The following is a 16,497-nucleotide window of genomic DNA, read 5'->3' as shown; positions in this document are numbered from 1 at the left end:
CGGGGGCACTCTCACCCCCGACGTCGGCTGCCCCGGCGGCGGACCCGCTCCCGGCGTCGAGGCAGCGTGCCCGTCCTCCACCGCCGAAGTACTCCCCTCCCCCTCCCCCACCGCCCCCGCCGCCGAAGCGAACCGGTCGTCCAGTGAGTCGGGCGCGGCCGTGGGGCCCGTGTCGTCGGTGGAGTCGTCGTACAGCTGTCCCCACCAGTCGTCCTCGTGACCGGTGGGACTTCCCCCCTGCTGGCTCATGCCCCCAATTGTCCACCGCACGGGCCGGATGAAAACGGGGCATCCGGAAAATCCGGCGCGGTCGTGACGCTCGGGAAGTCGCCGGGCGATCCCACCCCCCACGGGAGAACCGCCCGGCGACGCCGGAGTGACCCGGGCCCGCGATCCCCTACACGTGCGGGCGCACGTCGTAGGCCCGGGTCACGATCTGGGTGACCGAATTGCCATTCATATCTGTCATCCGGACCCTGAGTGTGACCTGCTTCCCTGTCGCCCCGCTGTGGTCCACCACCGCTTTCCAGCCACCGTCTCGGTCACGCTCGGTGCGCGCCTCGGTCCAGATCTCCCCGCCGTCATACGAGTAGTCCAGCCGCACGGAACTCAATCCTCCGGGCTCATAACCCGCATGACCGGTCGCCGTGAGCCCGATCCGCAGCCCGTCTCGCGCCGGGAGTGTCTTGAGCCCGTCCTCCGGCAGCTCGTAGCGCGGGAAGAGCAGCGGGATGCCCTGGGAGTAGGCATCCTCGTCAAGACCCGAGCGGAAGGACCAACTCGTCGTCGTGCTCGTCGACCGGTTCCACACACGCGCGGGCGGGCCGATCTTCGTGGTGTTCAGGGTGAGTTCGTACGACGACTCCTCGGCCGGCACCTCGAACACCCCGAACGGATACGGGCTGTCGCCGACCGTCTCACCGTCCCGCTTCAGCACCATGTTCCCGATGTCGCCGAAACTGCCCTGGACTCCCTGGTGTTGAGCGTCGCCCCAGAACCCGGGCGCCACGCCGATCAGATTGCCCTGCCGCTCGGCGGCGAGTGCCTGCCGTCCGCCGTCGTCGAGCGGGGCGACCGGCGAGACGACCCCGCCGTACCACTCCTCGCTGCGCCGCTCCCCCTTCTCGTACGTCCGCACCGGGTCGATCATGAACTCGCCCCACGGGAAGCTGCTGGACACGTCGTGCCCCCAGCCGGTGGTGCCGGGTGAGTGGTACTCGGTGCGAGTGAAGGGCGCGGGGACGGTCTCCAGGTCGCCGAAGTAGCCGGACAGTCCGCTCGGCCGGGTCATGGTGGTCAGGTCGATGTAGTCGGTGGGCGTGCCCATCGCCTTGTACGTCGCTGTCGTCGCCGCCAGTTGCTTGTCCCGGACGCGGTAGGTGCGGTCGCCGTGGATGGGTCCCGTCTCCGGGAAGGCCAGGGTGTAGACGTACGGGCTCTTGGCCGTGGCCTTCCAGCGCAGGGTCACGTCCGGTGCGGCGAGCAGGGCCGTCGCCTCCTCGGCCGGGATGCCGAGGACGGGCAGTGGTCCACCGGTGAAGCCCGCCGACGGGTACCAGCGGCCGGGCGCCTCGCGGTACCCGAGCACGGCGACCGCGCCGGCCGCCTCCGCGCGCACCGCCACCTCGTAAGCACTGCCGCTGTCCGGCAGCTTGATGAGCGCGATCTTTCCTTCGGCGCCCGAAAGCTCCTCCTCCGTACCGGACTTGGCGTCGAAGAGCCGTGCCTCGCCACTGCCGTCCAGGTTCGCCGAACTCGTCGACGCGGTCACCGGATGCAGCGACCGCCCGCCCACGACGGCGAGTTCGGTGATCTGCGGTGCGGCGGCCCGCCAGAAGCTGTCGAACTCGAAGCTGCCTTCGCTCGCCCGGCCGTCGACCGAGGCGTAGTAACCCCGGATCGACCTGCCGCCGACCGCCGTACCGGCGTGCAGCCAGGTGTCGTCCCAGCTGCGCGCGAACCCGAGCGTGGCGGCCCGGACCTCGGAGGGCCGGTCCGTCCTCACGCTCAGCCGGTGGGCCTTGCGGGCGTCGAGCACGACGGTCGTGTCCTTGCGGATCTCCAGCTGCGGACGGGCCAGGTAGGTAAGGGAGTTGACGAGCGTTCCCTCGGTCTCCGGCGTGGTGATGAAGCTGGAGAGGAAGTAGCTGCCCGGCCGGATCGCGTACGTCTGGTCGCTCGCGCCCTCGTTGAAGCGCCGCTCGCCGCTCGCCTCATCGGTGCCGATCAGGTCGACGGAGGACGCACCGTCGGCGGGTCTACCGAGGCGGTCGGTGAGCTTGACGCGCAGGGTGACCGTCTCCGGCTGGACGTAGAGGGAGAAGGGCGTGGAGACGGTGACGCCGTCAGCCGTGGCGAGGACGCGGCCGGTGAGGTCGCCGTACTGGGCGCGGCTGAGGGTCGCGGTCGGGTCGAGGGCGAGCGGGATCTCGGCGGTCTCCCCCGCCGGGACGGTGACCGAGCGGGCGGTGAGGCGGGCGATCGGCGAGCGGACGGTGGAGCCGTCGTTGCCGGTGACGGCGGACACCGACAGCTTCAACTCCACCGCCCGGTCTGTGGTGTTGGTGTACGGCACGGTGACCGTCGTCCGATCGCTGCGGTCCTGGGGCCAGTTGAAGGTGCCGCCCTGGATGGCTGACGCGCCGAGCACCGGCTGGTCGATCGCGGCCTTCGCATCTAGGCGACCGGCGCCGGTCTCCCGGACGTCACCGGGCACGTGAGCGTCGGCAGATGAGATCAGGGCCGCCTTGATCTGCTGGGCGGACCAGTCGGGGCGCCGCTGCTTCACCAGTGCCGCCGCGCCCGCGACGTGCGGCGCCGCCATCGACGTACCGCTCATGGATCGGTAGGCATACATGCCTCGGCCGCCTGCGTTGGCGGCGGAGATGCCGACGCCCGGCGCGGTGATCTCGGGCTTGAGGGTGTGCGAGCCGTACGCCGGGCCGCGGCTGGAGAAGGAGGCCGTGGAGTCGTCGCGGTCGACGGCTCCGACGGTGAGGGCGCTGGGGGCGCAACCGGGCGAGGAGACGGTGTTGTTGCCGGGTCCGGTGTTGCCGGCGGCGATGACGAACAGGGTGTTCTGGCTGGACCTGGCAAGTTCCTCGGTGGCCTGCGCCATCGGGTCGGTGCAGTCGGTGCGGGCCGGGTTGCCGAGGCTCATGGAAACGACGTCGGCGCCCTGGTCGACCGCCCACTGCATGCCGGCGATGATCCAGGAGGTCTCGCCGTAGCCGTAGTCGTCGAGGACTTTGGCGTTGAGGAGTTCGGTGCCGGGCGCGACGCCCTTCTTCTTGCCGTCGCTCGCCGCGCCCGTGCCGCCGACGGTGGAGGTGGTGTGGGTGCCGTGGCCGTCGTGGTCGCTCGCGTCCGCCGAGTCGGTGAAGTTCTTCGACGCGGCGATCCGGCCCTTGAGGTCGGGGTGGTCGGCGTCGGTCCCGGTGTCGAGGACGGCGACCTTGGTTCCCTTGCCGTCGTAACCCGCGGCCCAGGCCTCGGGGGCACGCACCTGACGGGTCGAACGGTCCAGCGTGGCTCGCACCTTGGCGTCGAGCCACAGCTTCTTCACGTCGCCCTGGGTGACATCGGCCCAGAAGTCGCCGGTCTTCGCCTTGTCCGTCTTCAGGGCGACCCCGTCGATCGGGTCGAGGACGAGTTCGCGTTCGGCTCCGCGCGGGGCGGCCGGGACACTGCGGGCCACGGACCGGTCGTACGTCGCGATCAGCGGGAGCGTCTCGCTGTGCGCGTCGTCGTAGCCCTGCCGGATGAGGCCGGTGACGTTGAAGAGTTCCTCGTCGACACGGCCGGCGGCCAGCGCCTCGACCGCGCTCTCCGGATAGACGTACAGGTCGTCGCCGGACCGGCGGGTCTGGGTGACGGGGGTCGTACCGGCCGGGCCGGGCAGGGCGACGGCGCCGTCCTGCGTGACGAGGACCCGGTCGCCGGTGACGAGGGTGACGAGGGAACCGGTGCGGGCAGGGACGGCGGAACCGGTGCCGGGGGTGGCCCGGCTTCCGGTCAGCGGTCTCGGTTCCTCCGCCGCGTGCGTGGGCGCGGCTGTCGTGACGGCCAGCAGGGCGGCGGTCGCCGCCCCCAGGGCCGTACGCCGTATCGCTCTCCCCAAGATCGCCTTCTTCCCGTACGGCCGCCTGCCCGCGGGCGCGTCTGCGCAGGCCAAGGAGGCCCAATACGGGCAATGCGGACGGTGGTTGATGCTGCGGTGGCGACACCTTGGCAGAGTGGCGGGCGGTACGGCGATGATGTGCCGAGGCGGGTTTGCGCCGTGGCCGATTCCCGCCACGTGGTGCACATGAGGTCTTCGGGGAGGGGCGGCGCCTGATGCTGGCGGCGATAGGTCTGGACGAGACGCACGAGACGGCGTACCGGGCGCTGGTGTCGGTGGGCGCGGCCGACGTGCCCGATCTCGCGCGGCGGCTGACGCTCGGCGAGTACGACACCGAACGCGCCCTGCGCCGGCTGGAGCGGCACGGCCTCGCGGCCCAGTCGTCGGCCCGGCCCGGGCGCTGGGTGGCCGCGCCGCCCGGGGTGGCGCTGGGCGCGCTGCTCACCCAGCGGCGGCACGAGCTGGAGAAGGCGGAGCTGGCGGCCGCGCTGCTCGCCGAGGAGTACCGGGCGGCGGCGGCCGAGCCGGCCGTCCATGACCTGGTCGAGGTGGTGATCGGGTCGGCCGCGGTCTCCCAGCGGTTCCTGCAGCTCCAGCTCGGGGCGAGCGAGGAGGTGTGCGCGCTGGTCACCGGCAACCCGGTCGCGGTCACCGGCACGGAGAACGTCGCGGAGGAGCAGGCGGCCGGGCGCGGAGTGCGCTACCGGGTGGTCGTCGAGCGGTCGGTGCTGGATCTGCCGGACGGGATCACCGAGCTGTCCGCCGCGCTCGGCCGCGACGAGGAGGTGCGCGTGGTGGACCAGGTGCCGACCAAGCTGGTGGTCGCCGACCGTACGCTCGCCCTGGTGCCGCTCACCTCACACACCGCCGAGCCCGCCGCACTGGTCGTGCACGCCAGCGGGCTGCTGGAACTGCTCTCCGGGTTGTTCGAGTCGGTGTGGCGGGACGCGCTGCCCCTGCGGATCGGGGCCACCGGAGTCTCGGAGGACGAGCCCGACGGCCCCGACGGCACCGACCTGGAGATCCTCTCCCTGCTGCTGGCCGGGCTGACGGACGCGAGCGTGGCCAAACAGCTCGACCTGGGGCTGCGGACCGTGCAGCGCCGGGTGAAGCGGCTGATGGAGCTGACCGGGGTGACGACGCGGCTGCAGCTGGGATGGCATGCGTACGAGCTCGGGTGGGTCGCGCGGCAGCGGCGCGGGTGACCTGCGAGGTCAGTAGGGGTGACCTGCGCTTTCTCTGTCGCTCCGGCACCCTGGACAGATGGGAGTCCTGGACCTCCTGCTGGTCGGCGTGGTCATCGTGCTCGGCCTGTGCGGAGTGCTGGTGCCCGGGGTGCCGGGGTCGTGGCTCGTGTGGGCCGCGGTCATGTGGTGGGCGCTGCAGGATCCACAGCCCGTCGCCTGGTGGGTGCTCGTGGGCGCCACCGTCGCGCTGCTCGTCTCCCAGGTGGTCCGCTGGACCCTGCCGCCCCGGCGTCTGCGCGCGAGCGGCGCCACGCCCCGGATGGGGGTGTACGCCGGTGCGGGGGCGTTCCTCGGCTTCGTCCTGATCCCGGTGCTGGGCGCCATCCCCGGCTTCATGGGCGGCATCTACCTGTACGAACGCCTCCGGCTGGGCCGCCACGGCGAGGCGAGGGCGGCGCTGCGTACGGCGATGCGCAACGGGGGCTCCAGTGTGCTGGCGGAGCTGTTCACGTGTCTGGTGATCTCCGGGGCGTGGCTGGGGGCGGTGCTCTGGGGCTGACGCCCTGGATCTCCGCTGCTTTCGATTGATCGGATCTCTCCTGCCATATTGACGATCTGTCGCCCCATCCCTACGTTGCACTCCGGGATAGCTCCGATGAATCGTCAGAGTCACAGAGTCGCAGAGCCGCCGGGAGTGACGCCATGCCGAAACCGTCCAGACGAACCGTCCTCGCCACCGGATCCGCCCTCAGCGGCGCGCTCCTCACCACGGGCCTCACCTCGGGCCTGCCCGCACAGGCGACCGCGGCAGATTACGACCATGGCCACACCTCCGACCCCTGGCGCACGGTCCTCGACGACGCGGACCTGGTCTGGCAGCGGATGCCGGCCACCTGGTACGAGGGCCCGTTTCTGGGCAACGGCTTCCTCGGCTCGGGCATCTACGCCGAGCCGGGCGCCGAGACCCGCGCCGTCCGCTTCAACATCCAGCACTCCGAGGTGCAGGACCACCGCCCCGAGTTCGGCTCGCTGTTCGGGCTGGCCCGGCTGCCGATCGGCCACTTCACCCTGGAGCCGGTGGGCACCATCACCGGCCTGGACTGGCGGCTCGGACTGCGCGACGCCGAGCTGACCGGCACCCTCACCACCGACCGGGGCACGCTCACCCTCCGCGCCCTGGTGCACACCAGCCGCTCGGTGCTCGCCGTGGAGGTGACACCCAGCGCGGGTGAGCGCGACTTCCGCTGGGTGTTCCATCCGGCGGACGCGATCAGCCCACGCGCCGCGTACCGGCCACTCCCGGACGGCTATCAGGGCAACCCGCCCGCCGAGGTCGCCGACCACGCCGGCGTCTCGGCCGCCGTACAGCCGCTGCTGGCGGGCGGGCAGCATGTGACGGCGTGGCGGGAGCGGGAGCGGGGCGCGACCAGGACGCTGTACGTCCATGTCGCGCACTCGTATCCGCGGACCACGGCGCTGGACCGGGCGCTGAAGGCGGTGCGCGAAGCCTCCGGGCTTCCGTACGCGGCGCTGGCGGTGACCCACCGGGCCTGGTGGCACGCGTTCTACCTCAAGAGCTTCCTCTCCGTCCCCGACGCCCGCATCCAGCGCTTCTACTGGATCCAGCTGTACAAGACGGCGTCCGCCGCCCGCCGTGACGCGCCGGTGATGGCGACGTGCGGCCCTTGGCTGGAGTCGACGCCCTGGCCCAACACCTGGTGGAACCTCAACGTGCAACTGGAGTACTGGCTGATCCACGGGGCCAACCACCTCGAACTCGACGCGGTGACAAGGGCGTTGAGCGAGTTCCGGGACAACCTCACCCAGGAGATGGCCCCGCAGTACCGCGCCGACTCCCTCGGCATCCCCCGCACCACCGACCCCCACCTGATCAACGGCGCCGCGGGCACCCTCACCGGCTACGGCGTCGGCATCCCCGGCCAGGACCCGCCGACCCCCGAGGTCGGCAACCTCACCTGGGCCCTCCACAACGTCTGGCTCAGCTACCGCCACACGATGGACGAACGCATCCTGCGCGACGTCCTCTACCCCCTCCTGCGCAAGGCGATCAACTACTACCTGCACTTCCTGGAGCCGGGCCCGGACGGCAAGCTCCACCTGCCCGCCACCTTCTCCCCGGAGTACGGCGGCAACTCGCGCGACTGCAACTACGACCTGATGCTGCTGACGTGGGGCTGCCGCACCCTCCTGGAATCGGCCGAACTGCTCGGCATCGACGACGAGTTGGCGCCGCGCTGGCGTGAGGTGCTGGCCAAGCGGGCGCCGTATCCGACCGACGCGAACGGGTTCATGATCGGCGCGGACATCCCGTTCGCGAAGTCGCACCGCCACTACTCGCATCTCCTCGCGGTGTACCCGCTGTACGAGCTGACCGGCCGCACCGCGGACGAACGGGCCCTGATCGAGAAGTCGTTGGCGCACTGGGTCGGCTTCGAAGGCGCCCTTCAGGGCTACACCTTCACCGGCGCCGCCTCCATGTCCGCGCTGCTCGGCAAGGGCGAGGACGCGCTCAAATATCTCGGCGAGCTGATGACCCGCTTCATCCAGCCCAACACCATGTACAAGGAGTCCGGCCCGGTCATCGAGACCCCGCTGTCGGCGGCCCAGTCCCTGCACGACATGGTCTGCCAGTCCTGGGGCGACACGATCCGCGTCTTCCCGGCCCTCCCGGCCGCCTGGGCCGACCTGACGGTCCACGACTTCCGCACGCAGGGCGCGTTTCTGCTGTCGGCGGTCCGCAAGGGCGGGACCACCCGCTGGGTCCGGCTGGTCAGCGAGGCGGGCGCGCCCTGCGTTGTACGGCACGGCATCCCGGGGCCGATCGAGGTACGGGACGGACGTGGCCGCCCGCTGCGGTACACGGACGCCGGCGAAGGCGCGATCCGCATCGCCCTCCGGAAGGGCGAGTCGGCACTGATCACCCGCCGGGGCGACCGTCCCGACCTCACCGTCACACCCGTACGGCCCAACGAGGACGCGCCCCGCTGGGGGCTGCCCGGCACGGAAGGATGACCCGGCACGTACGACGTGCTTGTCTGCTGCCATGGCGGAATTCACCGAAGCCGAACGCGCGTACCTGAAGACCCAGCGGCTGGGACGGCTGGCCACCGTCGACCCGCACGGCCAGCCGCAGGCCAACCCGGTCGGGATCTTCCCGCAGGACGACGGGACGATCCTGATCGGCGGCCGGGCGATGGGCAGCACCAAGAAGTGGCGCAACCTCCAGAAGAACCCGAAGGTCGCCCTCGTCGTCGACGACATGATCAGCGCCCGCCCCTGGCGGGTCCGCGGCGTCGACATCCGCGGCGAGGCCGAACTCCTGGTCGGCCCACACGACTTGGGCCCCCACTTCAGCGAGGAGGTGATCCGCATCGTTCCGCGGCGGATCCACAGCTGGGGCCTGGAGGAGGCCTGATCTGCAGCACGCCCCGTAGGGGCGCGGGGAACTGCGCGACCAGCCACGACGAGCCGTCAGACGACCGACGGCCCATCGTGGCTCCCCGCGGAGCTCAGAGCGCACCTTCCAGCCTGAGCAGCTCCACCTTCCGCTCCAGGCCCCCCGCGTAACCCGTAAGCGAACCATCCGCCCCGATCACACGATGGCACGGACGCAGGACAAGCAACGGGTTGGCCCCGATCGCGCCGCCCACCGCCCGCACGGCGGCCCGGGACGCTCCGACGCGCGCGGCGATCTCGCCGTACGTCGTCGTCGCCCCGTACGGCACGGAGTCGAGCACGGACCAGACCCGCTCCCGGAACTCGGTGCCCTCGCCGCGCAACGGCAGCCGGAACTCCTTCAGATCGCCGGCGAAGTACGCGGCGAGTTGCTGCTCCGCCTCCCGGAAGGGCCCGGCGTCGGACCGCCAGCCGTCCTGGACGGTGCGCCCGCCCTTCTGGCCCGGCATGGAGAGGGAGGTCAGCGTGCCGTTGGGGTCGGCGGTGAGGAGAAGATGGCCGAGGGGGCTGTCGAGGGTGGTGTAGTACGTCATCGTTGCTCCAACTCCCCTGCTGCACGCAGGTGTTGTAGTGCGTAGGAGCGCCAGGGGCGCCAGCTGTCGGGGACGTCCGTGCCGGGCACGGCCACGTCCGGGTCGCCGAGGGCACGGGTGCGGATGATCGCCACGATGCGGGCGTCCATCCCGGGCAGGGCGAGCAGCGCGTCCTGCGCGTCGTCCCGGTCGGCCCCCGGGTCAAGTCGTACGGAACCGTCGGCGAGGGCGGCTGTGAGCGCGCTCAGGGGGCCGTCCGGCTCGGCTTCCGCGAGGACCGCGGGCTCGGGGAAGACATGGGTGAGGCTGCCGCAGGGCGCGTCGAGGGCCTTGCCGTACCGGCGTACGAGCACCTCGGCCGCCGTACGCCCCACCAGCGCCCGTACCGCCAGCTCCTCCGGATCGGCGGCGCCCGGTGACCGCAGTCCGGGCCGGGCGGCGACCAGCGGGGCGAGCCGCGGGTCGGCGCCGAGCCGCTCGTCCACGGCGTACGGATCGGCGTCCAGGTCGAACAGCCGCCGCAGCCGCTGCACGGCCGTCGTCAGATCGCGCAGGTCGGTGAGGTGCAGCCGCGCGTCCAGCCAGCCGCCGGACCCGGGCCGCGGCTGTCCCGGCCGCTCCTCGACGGCGACGATTCCGGTGCCGTAGGGGAGGCGGAGGGTGCGGCGGTACGTCCGCCGCCCGCGCGGTCCGCCGATGTCCTCGACGCCGGGGACGGCCTCGTCCGCCAGCTGATCGAAGACGGCACCGGCCTGGTACGGGCCGCGGTGCGCGAGCCGTAGCGGGACGCCGGCCGTCGGGGTCGCCGTACGGCCCTTCGGCGCGGCGCCTCTCAGTGCGGTGGGCGTCGAGGCGTACACCGCCTTGATGGTGTCGTTGAACTGCCGGACGCTGGCGAACCCGGACGCGAACGCGATCTCCGTGACGGGCAGCGAGGTGGTCTGCAGCAGGACACGTGCGGTGTGCGAGCGCTGGGCGCGGGCCAGTGCGACCGGCCCGGCGCCGAGTTCCGCGGTGAGCTGACGCTGGACCTGGCGCGCGCTGTATCCCAGCCGTGCGGCGAGCCCGGCGACACCCTCCCGGTCGACCACGCCGTCCCCGATCAGCCGCATGGCCCGGCCCACGACATCCGCGCGCACGTTCCACTCGGCCGACCCCGGCACCGCGTCCGGCCGGCACCGCCGGCAGGCCCGGAAACCCGAGCCCTGCGCGGCGGCGGCGGTCGTGAAGAAGCGGACGTTGCGGCGCTTGGGGGTGACGGCGGGGCAGCTCGGGCGGCAGTAGATGCCGGTCGTCTCGACGCCGAAGAAGAACTCGCCGTCGAACCGCGCGTCCCGGCTGCGCACCGCTTCGTACCTGGTGTCTTCGTCCATCACGTGTTCCAGTTTCCGCCAGGTGGGACGTCACGGCTGGCGGAAATCGGACATCGGGGTGGACGGTCTACTGCCAACGCCCCCGCTTCGCCTCCATCGCCGCCCTGCCCTCAGCCCCCTTCCGCTTCCAGTCCTTGCGGATCTCCGCCCTGACCCGCGCATCCGTCTTGGCCACGATCCGCTGGTTCTCCCGCAGCAGCTTGCGGTAGCTCTCCAGCCGTCGTACCGGCAGTTCCCCGGAGTCGATCGCGGCCAGCACCGCGCACCCGGGCTCGGCCTCGTGGGCGCAGTCGTGGAACCGGCACCGCTCGGCCAGCTCCTCGATCTCGGAGAAGACCTGCCCGACACCGGTCTCGGCGTCCCAGAGCCCGACACCTCGCAGCCCCGGCGTGTCGATCAGAACGCCGCCGCCGGGCATGCGCAGCAGATTGCGGGTGGTCGTCGTGTGGCGGCCCTTGCCGTCGACGTCCCGGGTGGCCTGTACGTCCATGACGTCCTCGCCGAGCAGCGCGTTCGCGAGGGTCGACTTGCCCGCGCCGGACTGCCCGAGCAGCACGGACGTACCGCCGGAGACCACCGCGGCGAGGACATCGAGCCCGGCACCGTCGACGGCGCTGACCGGCAGCACCGGCACACCGGGCGCCGTGGTCTCCACGTCCTGGACCAGATGGGCGAGGGTGGCCGCTTCCGGGACCAGGTCGGCCTTGGTGAGCGCCACGACCGGCTGCGCGCCGGACTCCCAGGCCAGGGCCAGGAAGCGTTCGATCCGGCCGAGGTCGACCTCGACGGCCAGGGACACGGCGACGATCGCGTGGTCGACGTTGGCCGCGAGGATCTGCCCCTCGGACCGCTTGGAGGAGGTGGAGCGCACGAAGGCGGTACGGCGCGGCAGATACGTCCGTACGTAACGGGGGTTGCCCGCGGGTTCGACGACGGCCCAGTCGCCGGTGCACAGGACCCGCAGCGGATCGTTCGGGGTGACGAACGCGGTGTCGGCCCGCACGACCCCGTCGGTGGTGACCACGTCGCACTGTCCGCGATCGACCCTCAGCACCCGTCCGGGCAGCAGCCCTTCGGACACGTAGGGGGTGAATTGGTCCGCCCATGCCTCGTCCCAGCCGTAGGGAGTCAGAGCGGAGAAAGCAGAGGTGGTAGTCAAGGGTGGCCCTTCGAAGGGCGGCCCCGGCCCTGCGCGCGCTCGGGCGCGATGTGAGGAGAAGGAAGGTCAGCCGGTGGCCACGGAGGTGGAGTTGATGGACTTCTGGATGCGGGCAACGCCCACCGCAGTGACAGCCATCGGTCAACACCTCCTGTTCTCGCTCACCGGACGACGGGGCGGCCGGCAGGCCGTCCCTCTCGATTCGCCGCAACTGTAGTCCCACCCTGCGGCGGTCCGTCAACGCATTTTCCGCCCGCCCCCGGCGTCAGGCCTTCGTGCAGTCGTGGCCGTTGAGGGTGAAGTCGTACCCCGGGGAGTTCTTGCCGCGCCAGGAGGAGAGGAAGCCGAAGGCGAGGGAGCCGTCGGCGGGGACGGTCTTGTTGTAGTCGGCGGCGGTGGCGGTGACGCGGGAGCCGTCCTGGGCGAAGCTCGCGTCCCACATCTGGCCGACCTGCTGGCCGTCCTTGAAGGACCAGGCGACCCGCCAGTTCTCCAGGGCCTGGGTGGTGGTGATGGTGACGGTGGCCTGGAAGCCGTCGGGCCACTGGTTGACCAGGTCGTACGCGACCTCGCAGGTGGCCGGGTCGTCCGTCTCGGGGTCCGGGTCGCCGCCGCGGGCGGTGGACGAGGTGGTGCCCTGGGGTTCCGGGTCGGGCCCCTTGTCGTCGGAACGGTCCGAGGGGCCGGTCGCCGACGGCTCGGGCGAGACGGTCGCCGAGGCCGAGGGCCGCGCGCTGGTGGACGGTTCGGAGACGCTGGGGACGGCCACCGGCTGGCGGTCGGAACCGTCGGTGGGTCCCGCGGCGCCGTCGTCGGTGGTGCCGCCGGGCATCATCGACACGGCGAGTGCCAGCAGGGAGACGATGACGGCGGCGACGAGGAGGCCGCCCCGCACGACGCGCGCCTTGTGCGCACCGGGGTTCGGGGGCGCGTCCGCGTCCGCGGGGTCCGGGCGCCCGGCGCCCATCCGTACCTCGGCGGCTCTGCGACGGCGCTCCAGATAGGCGAGGCCGCCCCAGCCGATCACACCGCCGGCGAGCGCGGCGGGCAGTCCGCCGCCGTGCAGCCGCAGACAGGCGGCGGCCTCCGCGCACTCCACGCACCGGGCGAGGTGGCGGGAGAGGTCCTCCGGGGTGTCTGCGAGCGGGGAGCGGGTGACCGCGTCGAGCAGCCGGGCGTAGCTGCGGCACTGCGCGGCCATCGGCGTATCGAGGTGGGCGCGGTGGCAGCGGTCCCGGAACAGGACCCGCACCTGGTCGAGTTCGTCGGAGACCGACGCCGGGTCGAGCCCGAGCCGGCGGGCCACGACGGACATCGGCAGGGCCTCCACCTCGGCCAGCCACAGCAGCGCCGCGTCCGGTTCCTGCATGTCGCGCAGGCCGCGCAGCGCGAGCGGGCGCTGCAGCGGAGGTCCCGTGTAGCGTTCGGCCTTGTCCGAGTTGAGCCACAGCCGTAGCTCCGGGTCGAGCTTGTGGCCCTGGCCGTCGGTCTCCCAGGCCGCCGCGGTGGTCCGAACGGCCGTCAGCAGCAAGGGAATCCGGGGCAGCCGGGCCGGGCGGCGGCCGGCGTTCCTGGATGTGCCGGTCTCACCGGCGCGGGCCTCGCGTATGCCGAGCGCGAAGGCCTCGGTGGCCAGCCGGGTGGCCGCGGCGGATCCGGCCGTGCACAGGTCGGCGTACGAGAGCACCGCGTCCCAGCACTCGGAGAACAGCGCGGCCTCGGCGGCGTCCTGAGGGGTCGGCAGGTCGGGCATGGGTCTCCTGCATCCACGAGCGAGGTCAACTCACCTATTTGGCAACGGAGTTGGGGGAAACCTCGCGGCAGAGCACGAGCCTTTCACGTTCTCGACACAACTGACAAGCACGCTATTCAAATCCGGTGCCCGACGGGCACGCGGTCCGGGCCCCCTCGCCCGGACCGCGCATCCCCCCGTGACGAATCAGCGGCGCGACTGCTCCATCGCCACGACCCGTCCGCCGGCGTCGAGATACTCCGTCCTGTACTGCTCCACCCACTCTTCGTCACTACGAGAGTCATACGGAAGGAACGCCAAGAAGTATCGATCCCGGCCGACATTGATGTGGTTCAGTGACCGACCGCCGTCCCAGGTGACCCTGACGCCGACCGCTCCCCGCGGAGCGAGACCGTAGACCGTGACCCAGTCGGTCAGCGCGTTCGTGTCCACAGTGGACCAGATCGTACGCTTCACCGCGTACATACCGCCGCGGCTGCACTGCGACCAGCCCTGCTCCAAGCGCTTCCCGTCCCGGTCGAGGACCCGGAGGTACTTGCAGGTCCCGCCCGACCGGTTCGGCGCCGACCAGTACTGCATCCGCACGCCGTCCGGCGCTGTACCCGCGAACAGCATGGTCGCCCGGTCGGTGTCGGGTTCCAGGCCCTCCGAACCCGGCCCGCCGCTCGCCCGGTTGAGGCCCCAGCCCACATCGTCGGGGATCACACCGGTGGCCTCGGCGGCCAATCCCCCGGCACCGAGGGCGGCGACGACCGCGACGCCGATCACCCAGCGGCGCCGGTGCGTGTGCGGGCGCTCCTCGGTGAGGATGCGGGCCAACGCCGTCCGGTCCGGGGGGCTCTCGGCGGTCACCGGGTTCGCCGGGCCCAGCAGTTGACGTACCCGCTCTTCGCTCTCGGCCGTGTTCGTCATGTCCGCTCCCCCTTCAGCCCGGCCAGCTCTCCGCTTGCTCTCGGTTCCTCCCGGCGCGCCAACTCCCGTTCCAGGCGCTGCCGGGCGCGATGCAGCCGTACGGCGAAGGTGCGCGCCGAACAGCCGACGACCCGTGCCGCGGCGGCGGTGTCGAGGCCGTCCCAGGCGATGAGCCGCAGGGTTTCCTGATCGTTGTCCGACAGCGCGGCGAGCGCCTGGCGTAGGTGCAGGGCCTCGACCACTCCCCCGGCGTGGTCGGGTGCCGTCGGCGCCACGGGGGCGACGCGGCCCAGGCGTGCGGTGAGCCGGCCGCCGCGGCGCTGTCCGCGCAGCTGATTGGCGAGGACGTTACGAGCCACGGCGTACAGCCACGGCAGTTCCTCGTCGTGCTCGCGAGGCACTTTGTCGATACGTCGCCAGGTGACGAGGAACGTCTCGGCTGCCACGTCCTGCGCGGTCTCCGCATCCGCCACGCGACGCCGGGCGAAGTTCAGCACCCGCCCGTAGTACGTCGCGTAGAGCGTGCGGAGTCTTTCCTCAGGTGTTCCGTCGTCCGGCACACCCGCCCCCTTCCGTCCGCCGTCCGTTGAGACACCTCTCTATGTCCGGCGGCACGGCGGGAGTTACACCTCGACCGGCTCCTGCGCCGAAAGGCTGTCCATGAAGGAGCTGACGGAGAACACCGCGCGGCCGGGTCCGGGCGGGCCGTATCCGGGCGGCGAGGACAGGCCGAACTCGTCCATGGTGGCGCGGTAGGCCTCCAGCAGCCGGATGTGGTACTCCAGCGGGGCGCCCTGCGGGTTGGCCTTGCCGAGCGGGGTCGTCGGCTCGGGGCACCAGGTGGTGAACCGGGGCGTGATGCCCTGCGACATGAAGAAGCGCAGGCCCTCGGTGGTCGACGCGATCGCCTCGTCGACCGTCGTGAAGCCGAACGGCTCGGCCATCTCCACGCCCGCCACGAAGTTGGGGATCACATTGCGGGCGCCGAAGACCTCCGCCGAGTCGAGGATCCGCTTGTGCCACTCGTCGCGGCCGACGTAGCGCTCCTTGCCCGGGCAGTACATCTTGAAGAGGTACTCGTCCCACACCTCGTAGTTCGGGTGGTAGATCTGCACGCCGTAGTCCTTGAACCGCTGGACGTCGTCACGCGGCAGCGCCTGGGCCACCACCTTGCCGATCCAGCGGCCCGGGAAGCGCTCCTCGATGGCCTTGGCGTAGTGGCCGTAGAAGTCGGCCTCGTCGCGGCCTGAGACCGTCTTGGTGATCGCGCCGCCGGTGAGCGTGTAGGCGGTGGACGCCTTCGCGGTGTCGTAGCGGTCGATGATCTCCAGCGCCTCCAGGACCTCCTCCACGTCCTTGACGCCCGTGTACGGCCGCCCGGCCGCCTTGTGCTGGCGCCAGTTGTGGTTGATGTCGCAGTACTGGCACTCCTCCTTGGCGCCGAAGTACTGGCAGACCCGGAAGACGGTGAGATAGATCAGGTAGCCCCACTGGATGGTCGGGGCGACCTCCATGACGGACTTCCCGTTGGAGAGGGTGTGCCGGTAGTACTCCGGCATGGGCGGCACCCCGACGTCGGAGATCCGCTTCCCGTCGAGGTAGAGCCCGAGCATCCCGTCCTCGTCGGAGGCCACACGGTACGGCGACGACGGGTTCACCCGCACCGAGACGACGGTGCGCCGCAGGTCGTACGGCCCTCCGGTGAGGATGATCTCCTCCGGCGGGCGGCGCAGCGCGGCCTCGCCCAGCTCAGGCAGGGTGCCGTGGTCGAAGGAGAAGATGAAGTACGACTTCGGCTTCACCTCCCCGCCCTCGTTGTCGCTCAGCGCAGAGGGGTCGAAGGCCACCCCGCCGCGCAGCAGGTCCTCTTTGAAGACGGCCTCCCGCGGCACATGCGGAAAGCGCTCCATCAGATCCTCGACCAGCGCGGTACGGCTGCCCATCCCGTGTCTCCTCCCGGCTCAGGCGTTCGACTCCTCACGG

12 protein-coding genes and 1 pseudogene are annotated in these 16,497 nt (G+C 71.5%); 4 read left to right on the top strand and 9 right to left on the bottom strand.

What is annotated here, in order from left to right:
• Together ACTWQO_RS18030 and ACTWQO_RS18025 are read right to left on the bottom strand one after the other, a co-directional pair.
• Positions 1-249: pseudogene (locus ACTWQO_RS18030) on the bottom strand (protein phosphatase 2C domain-containing protein); the annotation flags it as partial.
• Between the two features lie 148 nt (positions 250-397).
• Entirely contained in the window at positions 398-4,120 is a 3,723-nt protein-coding gene (locus ACTWQO_RS18025; protein WP_443238351.1) for a S8 family serine peptidase, read from the bottom strand.
• 215 nt (positions 4,121-4,335) lie between these two features.
• Between ACTWQO_RS18025 and ACTWQO_RS18020 the strand changes: the two genes are divergently transcribed.
• From ACTWQO_RS18020 to ACTWQO_RS18005, 4 genes are all read left to right on the top strand, one after another.
• Complete coding sequence (locus tag ACTWQO_RS18020) at positions 4,336-5,325, top strand: helix-turn-helix domain-containing protein (RefSeq protein ID WP_443238350.1); 990 nt, start codon at positions 4,336-4,338, stop codon at positions 5,323-5,325.
• A 58-nt stretch (positions 5,326-5,383) separates the two neighbouring features.
• The gene (locus ACTWQO_RS18015) at positions 5,384-5,866 is read left to right on the top strand and encodes a DUF456 domain-containing protein (protein ID WP_443238349.1); all 483 of its coding nucleotides are present in this window, start codon (positions 5,384-5,386) and stop codon (positions 5,864-5,866) included.
• Positions 5,867-6,009: 143 nt separating this feature from the next.
• The gene (locus ACTWQO_RS18010; protein WP_443238348.1) at positions 6,010-8,340 is read left to right on the top strand and encodes a glycosyl hydrolase family 95 catalytic domain-containing protein; all 2,331 of its coding nucleotides are present in this window, start codon (positions 6,010-6,012) and stop codon (positions 8,338-8,340) included.
• 31 nt (positions 8,341-8,371) lie between these two features.
• Positions 8,372-8,743, top strand: a complete 372-nt coding sequence (locus ACTWQO_RS18005; RefSeq protein WP_443238347.1) for a PPOX class F420-dependent oxidoreductase — start codon at positions 8,372-8,374, stop codon at positions 8,741-8,743.
• 94 nt (positions 8,744-8,837) lie between these two features.
• On the opposite strand, the gene ACTWQO_RS18000 is transcribed toward ACTWQO_RS18005, so the two are convergent.
• The 7 genes from ACTWQO_RS18000 to ACTWQO_RS17970 form a co-directional block, all read right to left on the bottom strand.
• The gene (locus ACTWQO_RS18000; RefSeq protein ID WP_443238346.1) at positions 8,838-9,317 is read right to left on the bottom strand and encodes a methylated-DNA--[protein]-cysteine S-methyltransferase; all 480 of its coding nucleotides are present in this window, start codon (positions 9,315-9,317) and stop codon (positions 8,838-8,840) included.
• A complete protein-coding gene (locus tag ACTWQO_RS17995; RefSeq protein WP_443238345.1) occupies positions 9,314-10,690 on the bottom strand; it encodes a DNA-3-methyladenine glycosylase 2 family protein in 1,377 nt (458 codons plus the stop codon). Before ACTWQO_RS17995 ends, ACTWQO_RS18000 begins: the two co-directional genes overlap by 4 nt.
• 67 nt (positions 10,691-10,757) lie before the next feature.
• The gene (gene rsgA / locus ACTWQO_RS17990; RefSeq protein WP_443238344.1) at positions 10,758-11,849 is read right to left on the bottom strand and encodes a ribosome small subunit-dependent GTPase A; all 1,092 of its coding nucleotides are present in this window, start codon (positions 11,847-11,849) and stop codon (positions 10,758-10,760) included.
• 265 nt (positions 11,850-12,114) lie between these two features.
• On the bottom strand, positions 12,115-13,602 hold the full coding sequence (locus tag ACTWQO_RS17985) for a cellulose binding domain-containing protein (RefSeq protein ID WP_443238343.1): 1,488 nt from the start codon (positions 13,600-13,602) through the stop codon (positions 12,115-12,117).
• 186 nt (positions 13,603-13,788) lie between these two features.
• A complete protein-coding gene (locus ACTWQO_RS17980; protein ID WP_443238342.1) occupies positions 13,789-14,514 on the bottom strand; it encodes a hypothetical protein in 726 nt (241 codons plus the stop codon).
• Complete coding sequence (locus tag ACTWQO_RS17975) at positions 14,511-15,074, bottom strand: RNA polymerase sigma factor (protein ID WP_443238341.1); 564 nt, start codon at positions 15,072-15,074, stop codon at positions 14,511-14,513. Before ACTWQO_RS17975 ends, ACTWQO_RS17980 begins: the two co-directional genes overlap by 4 nt.
• Before the next feature lie 63 nt (positions 15,075-15,137).
• Positions 15,138-16,457, bottom strand: a complete 1,320-nt coding sequence (locus tag ACTWQO_RS17970; protein ID WP_443238340.1) for a radical SAM protein — start codon at positions 16,455-16,457, stop codon at positions 15,138-15,140.
• Positions 16,458-16,497 lie beyond the last annotated feature (40 nt).

Origin of the sequence: Streptomyces sp. 4N124 (assembly GCF_052245395.1) — a bacterium.
Classification (GTDB): Bacteria; Actinomycetota; Actinomycetes; order Streptomycetales; family Streptomycetaceae; genus Streptomyces.
The sequence above is the reverse complement of the archived record's forward strand: the minus strand, read 5'-3'. Positions and strand labels throughout refer to the sequence as shown.